Origin of the sequence: Pseudomonas sp. S150, from assembly GCF_004526365.1 — a bacterium.
GTDB lineage: Bacteria > Pseudomonadota > Gammaproteobacteria > Pseudomonadales > Pseudomonadaceae > Aquipseudomonas > Aquipseudomonas putida_A.
In genome coordinates, this window is the sequence record NZ_CP038207.1 from 1838248 (window position 1) to 1856692 (window position 18445).

The 18445-nt window shown below is 59.6% G+C and carries 16 protein-coding genes and 1 pseudogene; 14 read left to right on the forward strand and 3 right to left on the reverse strand.

The window, feature by feature from the left end; translation table 11 throughout:
• Positions 1-65: 65 nt before the first annotated feature.
• From E3Z29_RS08350 to ispD, 5 genes are all read left to right on the forward strand, one after another.
• Positions 66-1697 carry a CTP synthase gene (locus tag E3Z29_RS08350; protein ID WP_003222153.1) on the forward strand — a complete coding sequence of 544 codons (1632 nt, stop codon included), beginning with the start codon at positions 66-68 and terminating at the stop codon, positions 1695-1697.
• 4 nt (positions 1698-1701) lie between these two features.
• Positions 1702-2547: a 3-deoxy-8-phosphooctulonate synthase gene (gene kdsA / locus E3Z29_RS08355; RefSeq protein WP_098967470.1), complete on the forward strand. Its 846-nt coding sequence runs from the start codon at positions 1702-1704 to the stop codon at positions 2545-2547.
• Positions 2548-2703: 156 nt separating this feature from the next.
• A complete protein-coding gene (gene eno, locus E3Z29_RS08360) occupies positions 2704-3993 on the forward strand; it encodes a phosphopyruvate hydratase (protein WP_003222156.1) in 1290 nt (429 codons plus the stop codon).
• 171 nt (positions 3994-4164) lie between these two features.
• Positions 4165-4443 (forward strand): cell division protein FtsB, encoded by a 279-nt coding sequence (ftsB, locus tag E3Z29_RS08365; protein WP_007964293.1) that lies wholly within the window; start codon positions 4165-4167, stop codon positions 4441-4443.
• Entirely contained in the window at positions 4440-5147 is a 708-nt protein-coding gene (gene ispD, locus E3Z29_RS08370; protein WP_027611041.1) for a 2-C-methyl-D-erythritol 4-phosphate cytidylyltransferase, read from the forward strand. Before ftsB ends, ispD begins: the two co-directional genes overlap by 4 nt.
• Positions 5148-5290: 143 nt before the next feature.
• Here ispD and E3Z29_RS08375 read toward each other — a convergent pair whose 3' ends face one another.
• Entirely contained in the window at positions 5291-6187 is an 897-nt protein-coding gene (locus E3Z29_RS08375; RefSeq protein WP_134785547.1) for a LysR substrate-binding domain-containing protein, read from the reverse strand.
• Between the two features lie 115 nt (positions 6188-6302).
• Here E3Z29_RS08375 and E3Z29_RS08380 point away from each other — a divergent pair, with 115 nt between their 5' ends.
• From E3Z29_RS08380 to rpoS, 8 genes are all read left to right on the forward strand, one after another.
• Positions 6303-7415, forward strand: coding sequence for an S-(hydroxymethyl)glutathione dehydrogenase/class III alcohol dehydrogenase (locus E3Z29_RS08380; protein ID WP_027611042.1), 1113 nt, complete (start codon positions 6303-6305; stop codon positions 7413-7415).
• A gap of 65 nt (positions 7416-7480) precedes the next feature.
• Positions 7481-8326, forward strand: a complete 846-nt coding sequence (gene fghA / locus E3Z29_RS08385) for an S-formylglutathione hydrolase (RefSeq protein WP_134785548.1) — start codon at positions 7481-7483, stop codon at positions 8324-8326.
• A 43-nt stretch (positions 8327-8369) separates the two neighbouring features.
• On the forward strand, positions 8370-8843 hold the full coding sequence (gene ispF, locus E3Z29_RS08390; protein WP_027611044.1) for a 2-C-methyl-D-erythritol 2,4-cyclodiphosphate synthase: 474 nt from the start codon (positions 8370-8372) through the stop codon (positions 8841-8843).
• A complete protein-coding gene (gene truD, locus E3Z29_RS08395; protein ID WP_098967473.1) occupies positions 8840-9898 on the forward strand; it encodes a tRNA pseudouridine(13) synthase TruD in 1059 nt (352 codons plus the stop codon). Before ispF ends, truD begins: the two co-directional genes overlap by 4 nt.
• The gene (gene surE, locus E3Z29_RS08400; RefSeq protein WP_134785549.1) at positions 9886-10635 is read left to right on the forward strand and encodes a 5'/3'-nucleotidase SurE; all 750 of its coding nucleotides are present in this window, start codon (positions 9886-9888) and stop codon (positions 10633-10635) included. The genes truD and surE overlap by 13 nt, the downstream gene beginning before the upstream one ends.
• Before the next feature lie 41 nt (positions 10636-10676).
• Positions 10677-11312: a protein-L-isoaspartate(D-aspartate) O-methyltransferase gene (locus tag E3Z29_RS08405; RefSeq protein ID WP_169841266.1), complete on the forward strand. Its 636-nt coding sequence runs from the start codon at positions 10677-10679 to the stop codon at positions 11310-11312.
• A 212-nt stretch (positions 11313-11524) separates the two neighbouring features.
• The gene (locus E3Z29_RS08410) at positions 11525-12406 is read left to right on the forward strand and encodes a peptidoglycan DD-metalloendopeptidase family protein (protein WP_098967475.1); all 882 of its coding nucleotides are present in this window, start codon (positions 11525-11527) and stop codon (positions 12404-12406) included.
• A 105-nt stretch (positions 12407-12511) separates the two neighbouring features.
• The gene (rpoS, locus tag E3Z29_RS08415; RefSeq protein WP_007964304.1) at positions 12512-13522 is read left to right on the forward strand and encodes an RNA polymerase sigma factor RpoS; all 1011 of its coding nucleotides are present in this window, start codon (positions 12512-12514) and stop codon (positions 13520-13522) included.
• Between the two features lie 612 nt (positions 13523-14134).
• Here rpoS and fdxA read toward each other — a convergent pair.
• Positions 14135-14458, reverse strand: coding sequence for a ferredoxin FdxA (fdxA, locus tag E3Z29_RS08420; RefSeq protein WP_003222178.1), 324 nt, complete (start codon positions 14456-14458; stop codon positions 14135-14137).
• Between the two features lie 163 nt (positions 14459-14621).
• Positions 14622-17198, reverse strand: a complete 2577-nt coding sequence (gene mutS, locus E3Z29_RS08425) for a DNA mismatch repair protein MutS (RefSeq protein WP_134785550.1) — start codon at positions 17196-17198, stop codon at positions 14622-14624.
• A gap of 210 nt (positions 17199-17408) precedes the next feature.
• Here mutS and E3Z29_RS08430 point away from each other — a divergent pair.
• A pseudogene (locus tag E3Z29_RS08430) lies at positions 17409-18145 on the forward strand (helix-turn-helix transcriptional regulator).
• Positions 18146-18445: the final 300 nt, after the last annotated feature.

Sequence of the window (18445 nt, forward strand, 5' to 3'; positions counted from 1 at the left end):
CTTCGGCCTTCCTTCGCTTTCCCCGGCGGCTCGTACCGCTTTAACGCAGACTTCTAGGGTTTTTCATGACGCGCTACATATTCGTCACGGGCGGTGTTGTTTCTTCATTGGGGAAAGGCATTGCCTCGGCTTCATTGGCGGCCATCCTGGAGGCGCGGGGGCTTAAGGTCACCATGCTTAAGCTGGATCCGTACATCAACGTCGACCCGGGCACCATGAGCCCGTTCCAGCACGGTGAAGTGTTCGTCACCCACGACGGCGCCGAGACCGACCTGGACCTGGGCCACTACGAGCGGTTCATCCGCACGACCATGACCCAGAACAACAACTTCACCACCGGCCGTGTCTACGAACACGTGCTGCGCAAAGAGCGCCGTGGTGACTACCTGGGTGCAACCATCCAGGTGATTCCGCACATCACCGACGAAATCAAGCGTCGCATCATCAAGGGTGCCGGCGATGCCGACGTGGCCCTGGTGGAAATCGGCGGTACCGTTGGCGACATCGAATCGCAACCGTTCCTCGAAGCCATCCGTCAACTGCGTGTGGAAGTCGGTTCCAAGCGCGCGATGCTGATGCACCTGACGCTGGTTCCGTACATCGCCACCGCTGGCGAGACCAAAACCAAGCCAACCCAGCACTCGGTCAAAGAGCTGCGTTCGATCGGCCTGCAGCCAGACGTGCTGATCTGCCGCTCCGACCATCCGGTGGATGTGTCGTCGCGTCGCAAGATCGCGCTGTTCACCAACGTTGAAGAGCGTGCGGTGATCTCCCTGGAAGACGTCGACACCATCTACAAGATCCCGGCCGTGCTGCACGCTCAGGGTCTGGACGATTTCGTCGTCGAGCGTTTCGGCCTGCAATGCAATGGCGCCGACCTGTCCGAGTGGGAAAAGGTCGTCGATGCCAAGCTCAACCCAGAGCACGAAGTCACCATCGCGATGGTCGGCAAGTACATGGAACTGCTGGACGCCTACAAGTCGCTGATCGAAGCGATGAGTCACGCCGGCATCACCAACCGTACCAAGGTCAACCTGCGTTACATCGATTCCGAAGACATCGAGAACCAGGGCACTGCGTTGCTCGAAGGTGTCGACGCGATCCTCGTTCCGGGCGGCTTCGGTCTGCGTGGCGTGGAAGGCAAGATCACTGCCGTTCAGTACGCTCGTGAAAACAAGGTGCCGTACCTGGGCATCTGCCTGGGCATGCAAGTGGCGGTCATCGAGTTCGCCCGTAACGTGCTGGGCTGGAAAGACGCCAACTCCACCGAATTCGATCGCGCCAGCGGCCATCCGGTCGTGGGGCTGATCACCGAGTGGGAAGATGCCACCGGCGCGGTTGAAGTGCGTACCGAAGCGTCCGATCTGGGCGGCACCATGCGCCTCGGCGCTCAGGAATGCCTGCTCGAAGCCGGCTCCAAGGTGCACGATTGCTACGGCAAGGACGTGATCGTTGAACGTCACCGTCACCGCTACGAAGTGAACAACAACCTGCTGCCACAAATCATCGAAGCCGGCCTGAAAATCTCCGGTCGCTCCGCTGATGCCGCGCTGGTTGAAGTGGTCGAAGCACCGGATCATCCATGGTTCGTCGCTTGCCAGTTCCACCCGGAGTTCACCTCGACGCCACGTGACGGTCACCCGCTGTTCAGCGGTTTCGTAAAAGCAGCGTTGGCTCAACACCAGAAGAAGGCGTAACCCGATGGCACAGAAGATCATTCGCGTTGGCAACATCGAAATCGCCAACGACAAACCCATGGTGCTGTTCGGCGGCATGAACGTGCTGGAAAGCCGTGACATGGCCATGCAGGTTTGCGAAGAGTACGTGAAGGTCACCGAGAAACTCGGTATCCCTTACGTGTTCAAGGCCAGCTTCGACAAGGCCAACCGGTCTTCTGTGACTTCATATCGTGGTCCTGGCCTGGAAGAAGGCATGCGCATCTTCCAGGACATCAAACAAGCCTTCGGCGTGCCGATCATCACCGACGTCCACGAGCCGGATCAGGCCGCGGTCGTCGCTGAAGTCTGCGACATCATCCAGCTGCCGGCCTTCCTGTCGCGCCAGACCGATCTGGTCGTCGCGATGGCCAAGACCAACGCTGTGATCAACATCAAGAAAGCCCAGTTCCTCGCGCCTCAGGAAATGAAACACATCCTGAACAAGTGCGTGGAAGCGGGTAACGATCAATTGATCCTCTGCGAGCGTGGTTCGAGCTTCGGCTACAACAACCTCGTGGTCGACATGCTCGGCTTCGGCATCATGAAGCAGTTCGAGTACCCGGTATTCTTCGACGTGACCCACTCGCTGCAAATGCCTGGCGGTCGTTCCGACTCCGCCGGCGGTCGCCGCGCCCAGGTCACCGATCTGGCCAAGGCGGGCATGAGCCAGTCGCTGGCCGGTCTGTTCCTCGAAGCGCATCCGGATCCGGACAACGCCAAATGCGACGGCCCTTGCGCCTTGCGTCTGGACAAACTGGAGCCATTTCTGGCCCAGCTCAAAGCCTTGGACGAACTGGTGAAGAGTTTTCCGACGGTAGAAACCGCGTAAAGCTCAATTCTCCGGTAAAGTACCGCACGATTTGTCGCACATGCCCTCGGGCATGTGCGTTGTCGTCTGCAAGCTGCCCGCTGCACACCACTTGCCGACGGTAAAAAGATTTCCTCTAGCTGCGTCGTTTTCGTCAACTTTGGAGTGTTTACAACAATGGCAAAAATCGTCGACATCAAAGGTCGTGAAGTTCTCGACTCCCGTGGCAATCCCACCGTGGAAGCGGACGTGCTTCTCGACAACGGCATCATCGGCAGCGCCTGCGCGCCTTCCGGTGCATCCACTGGCTCGCGTGAAGCGCTCGAGCTGCGTGATGGCGACAAGAGCCGTTACCTGGGCAAAGGTGTGCTCAAGGCGGTAGCCAACATCAACGGTCCGATCCGCGATCTGCTGCTGGGCACCGACCCAAGCGACCAGAAAGCCCTGGACCACGCGATGATCAAGCTCGACGGTACCGAAAACAAGGCAACCCTGGGCGCCAACGCCATCCTCGCCGTTTCCCTGGCTGCGGCCAAGGCGGCTGCACAGGACCAGGATCTGCCACTGTACGCACACATCGCCAACCTGAACGGTACCCCGGGTGTTTACTCGATGCCAGTTCCGATGATGAACATCATCAACGGTGGCGAGCACGCCGATAACAACGTCGACATCCAGGAATTCATGGTGCAGCCGGTTGGCGCCAAGACGTTCTCGGAAGGTCTGCGTATGGGCACCGAGATTTTCCATCACCTCAAAGCTGTGCTGAAGGCCCGTGGCCTGAGCACCGCCGTTGGCGACGAAGGCGGTTTCGCACCGAACCTGGCGTCCAACGAAGACGCGCTGAAAGTGATCTCCGAAGCCGTGGCCAACGCCGGTTACAAGTTGGGCACCGACGTTACCCTGGCGCTGGACTGCGCGGCCAGCGAATTCTACGAAGACGGCAAGTACAACCTGTCCGGTGAAGGCCAGGTGTTCACCGCTGAAGGTTTCGCCGATTATCTGAAAGGCCTGACCGAACGTTATCCGATCATCTCGATCGAAGACGGTCTGGACGAGTCCGACTGGGCTGGCTGGAAGATCCTCACCGACAAGATCGGCGAGAAGACCCAACTGGTCGGCGACGACCTGTTCGTGACCAACACCAAGATCCTGAAAGAAGGCATCGATAAAAAGATCGCCAACTCGATCCTGATCAAGTTCAACCAGATCGGTACCCTGACCGAAACCCTGGAAGCCATCCAGATGGCCAAGGCTGCCGGTTACACCGCGGTGATCTCGCACCGTTCGGGCGAAACCGAAGATTCGACCATCGCCGACCTGGCCGTGGGCACTTCGGCTGGCCAGATCAAGACCGGTTCGCTGTGCCGTTCCGACCGCGTTTCCAAGTACAACCAACTGCTGCGTATCGAAGAGCAGTTGAATGGCAAAGCCAAGTACAACGGTCGCAGCGAGTTCCGCGGCTGAGTGGTAAATGGTAAAAAGACACCGGATTGTGTCGGAAAAGTCGTGACAGCGATGGATTTGCCACTAATCTGATGCCTTACATGCACAAGCCTGGATCTTCCAGGCTTCGTGCTATCAGACGTTTCAAAGTTTTCGCGTGGCTGTCTTTTTTCACTGGATACCTGATATTCGATGCGCAGTCCTTACTGGTTGTTTCTCGTTTTGCTCTTGCTGCTGGCCGGTCTGCAGTACCGCCTGTGGGTGGGCAATGGCAGTCTGGCGCAGGTCGCCGAGCTGAAGCAGCAGATTGCTGATCAGCACGCCGAGAACGAAGGCCTGCTGGAGCGCAATCGGGTGATGGACGCCGAAGTCAGCGAATTGAAGAAAGGCATGGAGACCGTTGAAGAGCGGGCTCGCCATGAGCTGGGCATGGTCAAGGACGGTGAAACCCTTTACCAGCTCGCGCAATGATCGATTCCCTGCCGGCCTTCTGGGCCGTGATTCCTGCCGCGGGCGTCGGTGCCCGAATGGCCGCAGACCGTCCCAAGCAATACCTGCAACTGGGCGGGCGCACAATTCTCGAACACAGCCTCGGCTGTTTCCTTGATCACCCGAGCCTCAAGGGGCTGGTGGTCAGTCTGGCTGTTGATGATCCTTATTGGCCAAACCTGGCTTGCGCCAGCGACTCGCGGATTCAGCGGGTCGAGGGCGGCACGGAGCGTTCCGGGTCGGTGCTGAACGCTTTGCTGCATTTGCATGCGCAGGGTGCCGATGACGATGACTGGGTGCTGGTGCACGATGCGGCACGGCCCAACCTGAGTCGCGACGATCTCGACAAGTTGCTGGTTGAACTGGCGGATGATGCCGTCGGCGGTCTGCTGGCCGTGCCGGCGCGCGATACCCTGAAGCGGGTCGACAAGCACGGTCGTGTGCTTGAAACCGTGGATCGCAGCGTGATCTGGCAAGCCTATACGCCGCAGATGTTCCGTCTCGGTGCCTTGCATCGGGCGTTGGCCGACAGTCTGGTGGCGGATGCGGTGATTACCGATGAAGCCTCGGCGATGGAGTGGGCCGGTCTGGCGCCGCGCCTGATCGAAGGGCGAGCGGACAACCTCAAGGTCACCCGGCCTGAAGACCTGGAGTGGTTGCGTCAGCGCTGGGCCAATCGCCGCTAAGTGCTGTGTTGCCTGTTCTGCCGCCTTCGCGAGCAAGCTCGCTCCCACATTTGATTCGCGCCTGACCCCCAATCTGCATCCACTGCGGATCCCCTGTGGGAGCGAGCTTGCTCGCGAAGCCGGCTGCTCAGGCACCGCATAACTCAGCCCCGATACTCCGGCCGCTCGGCCAATCCTTCCTTCAAGTAATCCACCAGCTTGCGCACCTTCGGCGACAAATGCCGCTGCTGTGGATACAACGCCCACACCGCCGTATTCGGCGGCTGATGCGCCTCCAGCAGCGAAATCAGCGCACCACTGTGCAAATGCTCCAGCACGTAATAGTCCGGCAACTGACACAAGCCGACCCCTTGCAGCGCCGCATCCAGCACCGCTTGCCCACTGTTGCAGCGCCAGTTTCCCTGTACGCGCTGGGAAAACTCCCGGCCGTTCTGTTCCAGTTGCCACAGGTCCGAACTGCCGATCAGGCAATTGTGCCGGCTCAGTTCCGACAAGCTGTGTGGGCGGCCATACCGTTCCACGTAGGACGGAGACGCGCACAGGTACATCCGACGCGGCGCCAGGCGGGTGGCGACCAATCGAGAATCCTGCAGGCGACCCAGGCGGATCGCCAGATCCAACCCTTCATGCACCAGGTCGAGTTGGCGGTTACTCAGCTCGATATCAACGCGCAGTTGCGGGTATTGCCCCATGAACCGCGTCACCAACGGCACGATAAACCGCTCGCCATAGGCCACGGCGCAGGTCATGCGCAGCATGCCTTTCGGTTCGCTGGTCAGGTCGCCGACCGCGCGCAGAGCTTCTTCGCGACCGTCCTGCAGGCGCTGACAATGCTGCAGAAAGGTCTGACCGGCTTCGGTCAGGGTCACACGACGGGTGCTGCGGTAGAGCAGGCGCGTCTGTAATCGATCCTCCAGCCGTACGATTTGTCGACTGATGTGTGAGGAAGAAACTCCAAGGCGTTCGGCCGCAGCGGTGAATTGGCTGCATTCGGCGACGGCGACGAACTCGTCGATACCTTCCCAGCGGTTTTCGGACATTTGATTATCCCTGTACAGCAATAATATTTTGCATTTGTCCGGATTATTAATCAGTTGGCGCTGAACTACACTGCCGGTCTGGTTTTTTATTCATTGGATTCACTGGAGAGTCAGCATGATCAAGTCGCGCGCCGCCGTTGCCTTCGAGGCCAAGAAGCCGCTGGAAATCGTAGAAGTCGATGTGGCCATGCCCAAGGCCGGTGAAGTGTTGCTGCGCGTGGTGGCTTCCGGGGTTTGCCACACCGATGCCTACACCCTGTCTGGTGCGGATCCGGAAGGCATCTTCCCGTCGATCCTTGGCCACGAAGGTGGCGCGATCGTTGAAGCCATCGGCGAGGGCGTCACCTCGGTCGCCGTCGGTGACCACGTGATTCCGCTGTACACCCCGGAATGCGGCCAGTGCAAATTCTGCAAGTCGGGCAAGACCAACCTGTGTCAGGCGATTCGCGCTACTCAGGGCAAAGGTCTGATGCCGGACGGCACTTCGCGCTTTTCCTACAAGGGCCAAACGATTTTCCACTACATGGGTACTTCGACGTTCTCGGAATACACGGTACTGCCGGAAATCTCCGTGGCGAAAATCGCCAAGGATGCGCCGCTGGAAAAGGTCTGCCTGCTCGGTTGCGGCGTAACCACCGGTATCGGTGCGGTGATCAACACCGCCAAGGTCAAGCCGGGTGACACTGTGGCGATCTTCGGTCTGGGCGGCATCGGTCTGTCGGCCGTCATCGGTGCAGTGAAGGCCAAGGCCGCGCGGATCATCGCCATCGACATCAACCCGGCCAAGTTCGAGATCGCCAAGCAGTTGGGCGCCACCGATTGCGTCAACCCGAAAGACTTCGATCGTCCGATCCAGGAAGTGATCGTCGACATGACCGACGGCGGCGTCGACTTTTCCTTCGAGTGCATCGGCAACGTGCAACTGATGCGCGCGGCGCTGGAATGTTGCCACAAGGGCTGGGGCGAATCGGTGATCATCGGTGTTGCCGGCGCCGGTCAGGAAATTTCGACCCGTCCGTTCCAGTTGGTGACCGGTCGCGTCTGGCGTGGTTCGGCATTTGGCGGCGTGCGTGGTCGTACCGAGTTGCCAAGCTACGTTGACATGGCGCAGAGCGGCGAGATCCCGCTCGATACTTTCATTACCCACACCATGGGTCTGGAAGACATCAACAAGGCCTTCGACCTGATGCACGAAGGCAAGAGCATCCGCACCGTCATTCATTTCTGATCAATCGCGACGCCACGGCTACAGGCCTTGAAGGTTTATAGCCGGGGCCGCGTAGGAGTCTTTACATGAGTCTGGAAAACATCTCCTGTCAGAAAAGTTTCGGCGGCTGGCACAAGCGCTATCGCCACCGTTCCGACGTGCTCGGCTGCGACATGGTGTTTGCCGTGTACCTGCCGCCGCAAGCGGAGCAGGGTGGCAAGCTGCCGGTGCTGTACTGGCTGTCCGGTCTGACCTGCACCGACGAGAACTTCATGCAGAAGGCCGGGGCGATGCGCATGGCCGCCGAACTCGGTCTGATCATCGTCGCGCCGGACACCAGTCCGCGCGGCCCGGATGTGCCGGGTGATCCGGATGGCGCCTGGGATTTCGGCCTTGGCGCCGGGTTCTATCTGAATGCCACGCAGGAACCATGGTCGCGGCACTATCGGATGCATGACTATGTCGTGCAGGAATTGCCTGCACTGGTTGAAGCGCATTTCCCGGCGTCGGACAAACGCAGCATCAGCGGCCACTCCATGGGCGGTCACGGTGCGCTGGTCTGCGCGCTGCGCAATCCGGGGCGTTACCAGTCGGTGTCGGCGTTTTCGCCGATCAACAACCCGATGGATTGTCCGTGGGGGCAGAAAGCATTCTCCCGCTATCTGGGCGAAGACCGTTCCAAGTGGAAAGAATGGGATGCCTGCGCGCTGATTGCTGACGCCGACGAGAAACTGCCGTTGCTGGTCGATCAGGGGGATCGCGATGACTTCCTCGCCACGCAGCTCAAACCCGAAGCCCTGCAACAAGCTGCAAAACAAGCGGGTCATCCGCTGACGCTGCGCCTGCAACCGGGCTACGACCACAGCTATTTCTTCATCTCAAGCTTCATTGACGACCACTTGCAGCATCACGCACGCGCCCTGCGCGGTTAATGCAGGTAGAATCACGCCCTGACAAAAATCGGGGCGTTTTTTTATGCGTATTGGCCACGGCTACGATGTTCACCGTTTCGCTGAAGGCGATTTCATTACTCTGGGCGGCGTGCGTATTGCACACGGCTTCGGGCTGCTCGCTCATTCCGACGGTGACGTCCTGCTGCATGCCTTGAGCGATGCCTTGCTCGGCGCGGCCGCGCTGGGCGATATCGGCAAGCACTTTCCGGACACCGACCCGCAATTCAAGGGCGCCGACAGCCGTGTGCTGCTGCGGCATGTGGTCGCGCTGATCCACGCCAAGGGTTGGAAAGTCGGCAACGTCGACAACACCATCGTCGCTCAGGCGCCGAAAATGGCCCCGCATATCGAAGCGATGCGCGCGTTGATCGCCGCCGATCTGCAAGTTGAACTGGATCAAGTGAACGTGAAAGCTACCACCACCGAAAAGCTCGGCTTTGTCGGTCGCGAAGAAGGCATCGCCGTGCATTCCGTTGCCTTGTTGCTGCGCGCATGAACGAACTGCAATTGCTTGGCCCGCGGGCCTATGGCGAACCACTCGGCACTGCGGTTCTGAAAGCCATCGCCGAAGATTTTCAGGTCGATGAAGTGCTCGACATCCCGTTCAGCGGCGATGGTGAGCACCTGTGGATCTGGGTCGAAAAACGTGGCCTGAATACCGAAGAAGCAGCGCGCCGAATTGCCAAGGCCGCCGGCGTGCCGTTGCGCACCGTCAGTTATGCCGGGCTCAAGGATCGTCAGGCGTTGACCCGTCAGTGGTTCAGCGTGCAACTGCCGGGCAAGGCTGATCCGGATCTGTCGGCGGCGGAAAACGACACGCTGAAGATCCTTAAAACCACGCGGCACAAGCGCAAGCTGCAACGCGGCGCGCATTCGGCGAACGGCTTCACCTTGCGCCTGACCCAGTTTGCCGGCGACAAGGATGCGATCGAGCAGCGTCTGCAACTCATCGCCAGGCAAGGCATTCCCAATTATTTCGGCGCCCAGCGTTTCGGCCATGACGGCGGTAACGTCGTTGATGCGCGTGCCTGGGCGGCGCGCAAGGCGCTACCGGAGCAGCGCAATGTGCGCTCGCGGCTGCTATCGACGGCGCGCAGTTTTCTGTTCAATCAGGTACTGGCCGCCCGGGTGGCCGATGGCACCTGGCAGCAGGCGCAAGTCGGCGATCTGCTGGCGTTCACCGACAGCCGCAGTTTTTTCCCGGCCGGTGAGGCCGAATGCAGCGATCCGCGCCTGGCGATTCTCGACCTGCACCCGACCGGTCCGCAGTGGGGCGAAGGTGACTCACCGGCCGCCGGCGCTGTCCATGATCTGGAGCAGGGGATTGCCGAGCGTGAGGCGGATCTGCGCGATTGGTTGATCAATGCCGGAATGAGCCACGAACGTCGCATCCTGCGGCTGCCCATTGGCGGGTTGTCGTGGCATTATCCCCAGCCTGACATTCTGCAACTGGAATTCGTCCTCCCGGCCGGATGCTTCGCCACCGTATTGGTGCGCGAACTCGTTGATCTGGTGCCGGTGGGGCAGACGGACAGCCCATGCGTATTCTGATTTCTAACGACGATGGGGTAACCGCACCCGGTCTCGCCGCGCTTTATGCTGCGCTGGCGGATTACACCGAATGCGTGGTTATCGCCCCGGAGCAGGACAAAAGCGGCGCCAGCAGTTCGCTGACGCTCGACCGTCCGTTGCACCCGCAATACCTGGCCAACGGTTTCATCAGCCTCAACGGTACGCCGACCGACTGCGTGCACCTGGGCCTCAACGGCCTGCTGGAGCGCGAGCCGGACATGGTGGTTTCCGGGATCAATCTCGGTGCCAATCTGGGCGATGACGTGCTGTATTCCGGCACTGTGGCGGCAGCCCTCGAAGGACGCTTTCTCGAGCGCCCTTCGTTTGCGTTCTCGCTGTGCTCACGACAGGTGGACAACCTGGCGACAGCGGCACATTTCGCGCGCAAACTGGTCGAGGCCCACGCCGGGCTGGACCTGCCGCCGCGCACGGTGCTGAACGTGAACATTCCCAATCTGCCGATCGATCTTATTCGTGGCATTCAGTTGACCCGTCTGGGCCATCGCGCCCGTGCTGCGGCGCCGATGAAAGTGGTCGACCCGCGTGGCAAGGCCGGCTACTGGATTGCTGCGGCCGGTGATGCCGAAGACGGCGGCCCGGGCACTGACTTTCATGCGGTGATGCAGGGGTATGTGTCGATCACGCCGTTGCAGCTCGATCGCACTTTCAATGATGCCTTCAGAAGTCTCGACGGCTGGCTGGAGGAACTGCGCTGATGGCTCGTGAACACGAAGACAGACTGCGCAGCGGCATCGGCATGACGTCGCAGCGCACCCGTGAACGTCTGATCCAGCGGCTGTATGAAGAAGGCCTGTCCAACGCCAAGGTGCTGGAAGTGATCCGCCGTACGCCGCGTCATCTGTTTGTCGATGAAGCGCTGGCGCACCGCGCGTACGAAGACACCGCACTGCCGATCGGCCACAACCAGACCATCTCCCAGCCTTATATGGTGGCGCGCATGAGCGAGCTGCTGCTGGAGGCGGGGCCGCTGGACAAGGTGCTGGAGATCGGGACCGGTTCGGGATATCAGACAGCCGTGCTGTCGCAACTGGTTGAGCGGGTATTTTCGGTCGAACGCATCAAGGTCCTGCAGGATCGGGCCAAGGAACGCCTGGTCGAGCTTAACTTGCGCAACGTGGTGTTCCGCTGGGGCGATGGCTGGGAAGGCTGGCCGGCGCTGGCGCCGTACAACGGCATTATCGTCACCGCGGTCGCGACCGACGTGCCGCAGGCCTTGCTCGATCAACTGGCACCGGGTGGGCGGATGGTGATTCCGGTCGGCTCGGGGGAAGTGCAGCAACTGATGTTGATCGTGCGTGAAGAACACGGCTTTTCCCGTCACGTATTGGGAGCTGTGCGTTTCGTGCCATTGCTCAATGGCCCGCTGGCCTGAGCATTTATTTGCGGGCGCTGAATTCCTTGCGCTGGCCTGTGTCTTACACCGGCAGTGATGGTTTAAACGCTACGAATTGTCCACGGGCAAACGTGTGCGTGAAGCGTTTTCGCATCTTTAACGGTAAAGCCGGTTCGGCCCGTTATACTTGCGACACTACTTGCCGCGATTCGGCATTCCACATATTTCAGCCACCACAAAGGGAGCGGCGGGTGAGTCTCACAGTCATTGCGCAGCGTATGGGTAACACGAGCTTTCAGCGCCTGGTGACTGGCCTTGTATTGAGCACCTTGCTGGTCGGTTGCTCCAGCACTAAATCGAGCAACGTGCGGGTGGTCGATCGCAACAGCGCGGCGGCCCAGCGTCCGGCCGTCACGACCGGACAGTATGTAGTCCGTCCGGGCGATACGCTGTTTTCCATCGCTTTTCGCTATGGCTGGGACTACAAAGCCCTCGCGGCCCGCAACAATATTCCTACGCCGTATACGATCCACCCGGGTCAGACAATTCGCTTTGACGGCCGCACCGGTTCAACACCGACAGCGGTGGTGAGCAACGGCAGTTCCGCGCCATCATCGTCGAGCAAAACCACGGTAATCCGGCGCCAGGCGAATGGCACGACGACCACCACCGTGACCGGCTCCGGAGCCGCTGCTGCGGGGGCTGCACCGTCCGTCGCGAACAAATCGACTCCGGCTCCGATGCCTCCACCGGGCCCGGCCCCGACCGGCTGGGGATGGCCATCTAATGGCATTCTGATTGGAAAATTCTCTTCAAACGGTAGTTTGAATAAAGGAATTGATATCGCCGGAGATTTGGGACAGCCTGTTTTAGCTGCGTCTGATGGGACGGTGGTTTACGCCGGGAGTGGCTTAAGGGGCTACGGCGAATTAGTCATCATCAAACACAGCGAAACCTACGTCAGTGCCTACGGACATAACCGCAGGCTGTTGGTTCGGGAGGGGCAGCAGGTCAAGGTCGGACAGACAATTGCCGAAATGGGGTCCACGGGTACAGACCGGGTGAAACTGCATTTTGAGATTCGCCGCCAAGGTAAACCTGTAGATCCGCTGCAGTTCCTGCCCAAACGTTGATTTGAGGCCAGCCTGTTCCGTCGCGTAGAGGGGACAGGCTCCAGCGCTGCCAAGGATAAAGGCGTCGCTTGAGCTTGGGGTCGAACTCACCAAAGGACTATAACAATGGCTCTCAGTAAAGAAGTGCCGGAGTTTGACATCGACGATGAGGTTCTCCTTATGGAGGCCGGCATCGATTCGGAATCTTCGATGTCGAATGATGAAGGGGCTGCTCCACCTTCCGTTCGTTCCAAATCCAGACAATCCGCTTCACTTAAACAACACAAGTACATCGACTACACTCGGGCACTCGATGCCACGCAGCTGTATCTCAACGAAATCGGCTTTTCACCACTGCTCTCCCCGGAGGAAGAAGTTCATTTTGCGCGTCTGTCGCAAAGTGGCGACCCTGCCGGGCGCAAGCGCATGATTGAAAGTAACCTGCGGCTGGTCGTGAAGATCGCCCGGCGTTACGTCAATCGGGGGCTGTCGCTGCTGGATCTGATCGAAGAGGGTAATCTCGGCCTGATCCGCGCAGTGGAAAAGTTCGATCCCGAGCGTGGCTTCCGCTTCTCGACCTACGCGACCTGGTGGATCCGTCAGACCATCGAGCGCGCGATCATGAATCAGACCCGGACCATCCGGTTGCCGATCCATGTGGTCAAGGAGCTCAACGTGTACCTGCGGGCGGCACGGGAGCTGACGCAAAAGCTCGATCACGAACCCTCACCCGAAGAAATCGCCAACCTGCTGGAAAAACCGGTGGGCGAGGTCAAGCGCATGCTCGGCCTGAACGAGCGGGTTTCTTCGGTCGACGTCTCGCTGGGTCCGGATTCGGATAAAACCCTGCTGGACACCCTGACGGATGACCGTCCGACCGATCCATGTGAACTGCTGCAGGATGACGACCTGTCGCAGAGCATCGATCAATGGCTCTCGGAACTGACCGACAAGCAGCGCGAGGTGGTCGTACGCCGCTTCGGCCTGCGCGGCCATGAGAGCAGCACGCTGGAAGACGTAGGCCTGGAGATCGGCCTGACCCGGGAACGGGTGCGGCAGATCCAGGTGGAAGGCCTCAAGCGCCTTCGCGAAATCCTCGAGAAGAATGGCCTGTCGAGCGAGTCGCTGTTTCAGTAAGCGCCTCACACGCCTGCCGCAAGAAGCCCCGACTGGTTCGGGGCTTTTTTATTGCTCGGATATTGGCTGATGACTGTCTGTGGCGAGGGAGCTTGCTCCCGCCGGGTTGCGCAGCAACCCTAAAGGTTCATGAGCGCTGCGCACTCAAGCGGGAGCAAGCTCCCTCGCCACAAAGTTCATTGCCGGACAAATGGTCAGCATTTCCATCGTTTGTAGTCTTGCGGTGTAAGCCTTGGCTTACTCTTTCGTAAGCGTTCCCCATTTTTGCAGGACGGTAGACGTCGACTACTGCCGAGAGTCGCATTTAACCAATTGATTTATATGCTTATTTTTTAATATGAAGTGCTTATTACAGCGATTTTCATCCCGCCGGGCCGATTGCTCTCGGCAGGGAACTCTCTAGTATCAGCACTGTGTCGACGGACAGACACGCCCTTCAGGGAAGAGGGGAACGGACATCGCAGGACGCGATTCATCAGGACGATGAAAAGGAATACAGGGAATAGGGAAAAAATGTGGGCGGGTCATACCGCCCCTTTTTTTGCCTGTAGAAAAGTAAAATCCGAAAAAGCAAAAAGGCCCGCAAGGGGCCTTTTGGTAACGCGCGACAGATCAGCGTTCGAGGTCTTTGATCTTGCCTTTGACGCCATCCCACTCTTCGGCATCCGGCAGCGATTCTTTCTTCTCGGTGATGTTCGGCCAGATTTCAGCCAATTCAACGTTCAGTTGAATGAACTCCTGCATATCCTCTGGAACTTCGTCCTCAGAGAAAATCGCGACGGCCGGGCATTCCGGTTCGCACAGGGCGCAGTCGATGCACTCGTCCGGGTGAATCACCAGGAAGTTCGGGCCTTCGTAAAAGCAGTCCACCGGACAGACTTCTACGCAGTCGGTGTACTTGCACTTGATGCAGTTGTCGGTGACGACGAAGGTCATTTCTAATTTTCTCCTCAGGCGGCGGCAGCGTAGCCCCTTCACGGTTGGGGTCGCCAGGTTCGGGAGCGATGTCTGCCAGCCAGGCTATTAGCCAGCAGCATCCCAAACCGCGCGAGATTCTAACAGCTTGAAGCCGTTTGCGTTATATCCGGTTCTTTGCTGCTTAGATCCGGTTCTTAAGTGCATATAACAATTCGAGCGCTCGACGCGGGGTCAGGTCATCGAGATCCACTTTCGCCAACTCATCGAGCACTGGATGCGGCAGGCTGGCAAACATGTCGCTCTGCTGCGGGACCGCCGGTTTGCCTTTGACGGCAGGCTTGGGCGCTTCATGCGGCAATGCGGTGTCTTCCAGTCGGCTCAGGTGCTCCCGGGCCCGCACGATCACTTCACTCGGCACGCCGGCCAGTTGCGCCACCGCCAGGCCGTAGCTCTGGCTGGCAGGCCCCGGCAACACATGGTGCAGGAACACGATGCGCTCGTTGTGCTCGGTGGCGTTGAGGTGCACGTTAGCCACCAAAGGTTCGGCTTCCGGCAGCACAGTCAGTTCGAAATAGTGCGTAGCGAATAGAGTATAGGCACGCAGATGCGCCACGGCGGCGGCCCATGCCAGGGACAGACCGTCGAAGGTGCTGGTGCCGCGACCGACTTCGTCCATCAGCACCAGGCTGCGCTCGGTGGCGTTGTGCAGAATGTTGGCGGTTTCGCTCATCTCGACCATGAAGGTCGAACGGCCGCCGGCCAGGTCGTCGCTGGAGCCGATCCGGGTGAAGATCCGGTCCACCAGCGACAACTCGCAACTGGCCGCCGGCACGAAGCTGCCGATATGCGCCAGCAGCACGATCAATGCGGTTTGGCGCATGTAGGTGGATTTACCACCCATGTTCGGGCCGGTGATCACCAGCATCCGGGTGTTGTCATCCAGGCTCAGGTCATTGGCCACGAACGGCGTAGTCAGCACCTGCTCGACCACCGGGTGACGCCCTTGGGTGATGCGCATGCACGGCTCGCTGACAAAACGCGGGCAGTTCAGGTCAAGGTTCAGCGCACGTTCGGCGAGGTTGCTCAGCACGTCCAGCTCGGCCAATGCGCCGGCAGTGTCCTGCAGCGGTGGCAACTGGCTGATCAGGTCTTCCAGCAGCGCCTCGTAGAGCATTTTCTCGCGAGCGAGGGCACGGCTCTTGGCCGAGAGCGCCTTGTCTTCGAATTCTTTCAGCTCGGGCGTGATGAAACGCTCGGCGCCCTTGAGCGTCTGGCGACGGATGTAGTCTGCCGGAGCCGATTCCGCCTGCTTGCTCGGCAGTTCGATGAAGTAGCCGTGAATACGGTTATAGCCAACTTTCAGGTTGGCCAGACCGGTGCGGGCCTTTTCCCGGGCTTCCAGATCGATAAGGAACTGGCCGGCGTTTTCGCTCAGCGATTGCAACTCGTCGAGTTCGCTGTCGTAACCGGTTTTCAGCACGCCGCCGTCGCGGATCACCGCTGGCGGGTTGTCGATGATGGCTTTTTCCAGCAGCGCCGCCAGTTCCGGGTAGGTGCTGGTGGTAGTCGCCAGGCGTTGCAGGTGCGGTGCTTCGAGGTCGGTCATCGCCACTTGCAATTGCGGCAGGGCACCGAGGGCATCGCGCAGGCGAGCGAGGTCACGGGGACGCGCATTGCGCAGGCCGATACGCGCGAGAATCCGCTCGATGTCGCCGATTTCCTTGAGCTGCGGCTGCAGCTTTTCGAAGCGATAGCCGTCGAGCAAACAAGTGATCGAGGTCTGGCGCGCCAGCAGCACGGTCAGATCGCGCAGCGGACGGTTCAGCCAACGGGTCAGCAAACGGCTGCCCATGGCGGTCTGGCAGCGATCAACCACCGATTGCAGGGTGTTGTCGCGACCACCAGCCAGGTTAGTGTCGAGTTCGAGGTTGCGGCGGCTCGCGCCGTCGAGCACCACGGTGTCGTCCAGACGCTCATGGCGCAGGCTGCGCAGATGGGGCAGGGCGGTGCGCTGGGTTTCCTTGGCGTAGGCCAGCAGGCAACCGGCGGCGCCGATGGCCAGGGTCAGGGTTTCACAACCGAAGCCTTTCAGGTCTTGTGTGGAAAACTGCTGGCAGAGACTTTTCAGCGCCGAATCACGCTCGAAATCCCACGGCGCACGACGACGCACACCACGGCGCTTTTCCGCCGGCAGGTCTTTCGGCCAATCGTCCGGGATCAGCAGTTCCACCGGGTTGACTCGCTCCAGCTCCGCCAGCAGTTTTTCCCAGCCCTTGATCTCCAGCACAGTGAAGTTGCCGCTGGTAATGTCCAGCACCGCCAGACCGAACAGACGCTCGTCGCCTAGTACGGCGGCAATCAGGTTGTCGCGGCGTTCATCGAGCAGCGCTTCGTCGCTGACCGTGCCCGGGGTAATGATCCGTACCACCTGACGTTCTACCGGGCCCTTGCTGGTGGCCGGATCGCCGACCTGCTCGCAGATCACCACCGACTCACCGAGCTTGACCAGTTTCGCCAGGTAACCTTCCGCCGCGTGGTAAGGAATCCCGCACATCGGGATCGCTTGCCCCGCCGACTGACCGCGCGCGGTCAGAGTGATGTCGAGCAACTTGGCCGCCTTCTTCGCGTCTTCATAGAAGATCTCGTAGAAGTCGCCCATGCGATAGAACATCAGCTGATCCGGGTGCTGATTCTTCAGGCGCCAGTATTGCTGCATCATCGGGGTGTGGGAGGACAGGTCGGAGACGGCTTTATTCATCGGATTGTCAGGTAACTCGTTAAATGATGTAGGGCAAAAGCGAGGGCAACCGCCGGGCTTTTCCGCGATGGGCGCAAGGTTACCATGGGCGGTCGGGCTCGACGCAGGCATGACGGCCGGCTGACACTTTTTGCGTTTAATTGTGATTTATGCACGATTTATGCAAATCAGCATTTGTCTTCGGAAAAAACTTCAAGCACTATGCGCGTTATGCAAAAACGCAACGTATCCTCCGTCTTAAGAGCACTGCTCGACCAGCACGGGATCTCCCCCACGGAGCTCCACCGTCGCACCGGCGTGCCTCAATCAACGCTCTCGCGGATTCTCAGCGGGAAGATCGTCGATCCTTCGGATAAACATATCTCGAAGATCGCCGAATACTTCAATGTGAGCACCGATCAATTGCGTGGCCGCGCCGATGTCGCGATCGCGACCGGTGGCGCGCGCGATGACGTGCATGCGGAACTCAAGGACATAAGCCTGTGGGACGAGACGATACCCCTGTCGATGACGACGAGGTGTCGGTGCCCTTTCTTCGTGAGGTTGAATTGGCTGCTGGATCAGGAAGATTCGTCATCGAAGAGAGCGAACGCTCTAGCCTGCGCTTCGGCAAGCGCAGCCTGCGCCACAACGGTGTGCAGTTCGACCAGGCCAAATGCGTGACGGTGCGCGGTAACAGCATGATGCCGGTGTTGCGTGACGGCGCCACGGTCGGAGTCAATGCCGGCAAGTGCGGCATCGGCGATATCATCGATGGCGATCTGTACGCGATCAACCACAACGGTCAGTTGCGCGTGAAGCAGCTCTATCGTCTGCCGACCGGCATCCGTCTGCGCAGCTTCAACCGCGATGAACATCCGGACGAGGACTACAGCTTCCAGGATATGCAGGACGAGCAGATCGTCATCCTTGGTCACGTCTTCTGGTGGGGCATGTACGCTCGATAGGTACTCCCCTTCGCATAAAACCCGCCTCATGGCGGGTTTTTTTTCGCCTGAACAAAACCCTCGGCGCCTTGATTTATGCGGTCTGCATGCGTCCGTGCATTTCTCGCGCATAAATAAATGCATTTATGCATTGACTGTATATGCATCCATGCATATTCTTGCCACCAAGCCGCTCGACGAAGCGGCTGGCAACAACAGCTCTTTAGTTCCACAAGAACAGGCAGCGATGAACCGGCCTCAACGGTTCAGAGGGTTGGCAACTGACCCGGGTGTGCAGCGTAAAGCACCAAGAGCAGTTAT

What these genes read in the sequence shown, in the direction of transcription:
- E3Z29_RS08350 (WP_003222153.1), top strand. Translation starts at nt 66, where the DNA reads ATGACGCGCTACATATTCGTCACGGGCGGTGTTGTTTCTTCATTGGGG.
- rpoS (WP_007964304.1), top strand. Translation starts at nt 12,512, where the DNA reads ATGGCTCTCAGTAAAGAAGTGCCGGAGTTTGACATCGACGATGAGGTT.
- ispD (WP_027611041.1), top strand. Translation starts at nt 4,440, where the DNA reads ATGATCGATTCCCTGCCGGCCTTCTGGGCCGTGATTCCTGCCGCGGGC.
- mutS (WP_134785550.1), bottom strand. Translation starts at nt 17,198, where the DNA reads ATGAATAAAGCCGTCTCCGACCTGTCCTCCCACACCCCGATGATGCAG.
- kdsA (WP_098967470.1), top strand. Translation starts at nt 1,702, where the DNA reads ATGGCACAGAAGATCATTCGCGTTGGCAACATCGAAATCGCCAACGAC.
- ftsB (WP_007964293.1), top strand. Translation starts at nt 4,165, where the DNA reads ATGCGCAGTCCTTACTGGTTGTTTCTCGTTTTGCTCTTGCTGCTGGCC.
- fghA (WP_134785548.1), top strand. Translation starts at nt 7,481, where the DNA reads ATGAGTCTGGAAAACATCTCCTGTCAGAAAAGTTTCGGCGGCTGGCAC.
- E3Z29_RS08375 (WP_134785547.1), bottom strand. Translation starts at nt 6,187, where the DNA reads ATGTCCGAAAACCGCTGGGAAGGTATCGACGAGTTCGTCGCCGTCGCC.
- truD (WP_098967473.1), top strand. Translation starts at nt 8,840, where the DNA reads ATGAACGAACTGCAATTGCTTGGCCCGCGGGCCTATGGCGAACCACTC.
- E3Z29_RS08405 (WP_169841266.1), top strand. Translation starts at nt 10,677, where the DNA reads ATGACGTCGCAGCGCACCCGTGAACGTCTGATCCAGCGGCTGTATGAA.
- surE (WP_134785549.1), top strand. Translation starts at nt 9,886, where the DNA reads ATGCGTATTCTGATTTCTAACGACGATGGGGTAACCGCACCCGGTCTC.
- eno (WP_003222156.1), top strand. Translation starts at nt 2,704, where the DNA reads ATGGCAAAAATCGTCGACATCAAAGGTCGTGAAGTTCTCGACTCCCGT.
- ispF (WP_027611044.1), top strand. Translation starts at nt 8,370, where the DNA reads ATGCGTATTGGCCACGGCTACGATGTTCACCGTTTCGCTGAAGGCGAT.
- E3Z29_RS08380 (WP_027611042.1), top strand. Translation starts at nt 6,303, where the DNA reads ATGATCAAGTCGCGCGCCGCCGTTGCCTTCGAGGCCAAGAAGCCGCTG.
- fdxA (WP_003222178.1), bottom strand. Translation starts at nt 14,458, where the DNA reads ATGACCTTCGTCGTCACCGACAACTGCATCAAGTGCAAGTACACCGAC.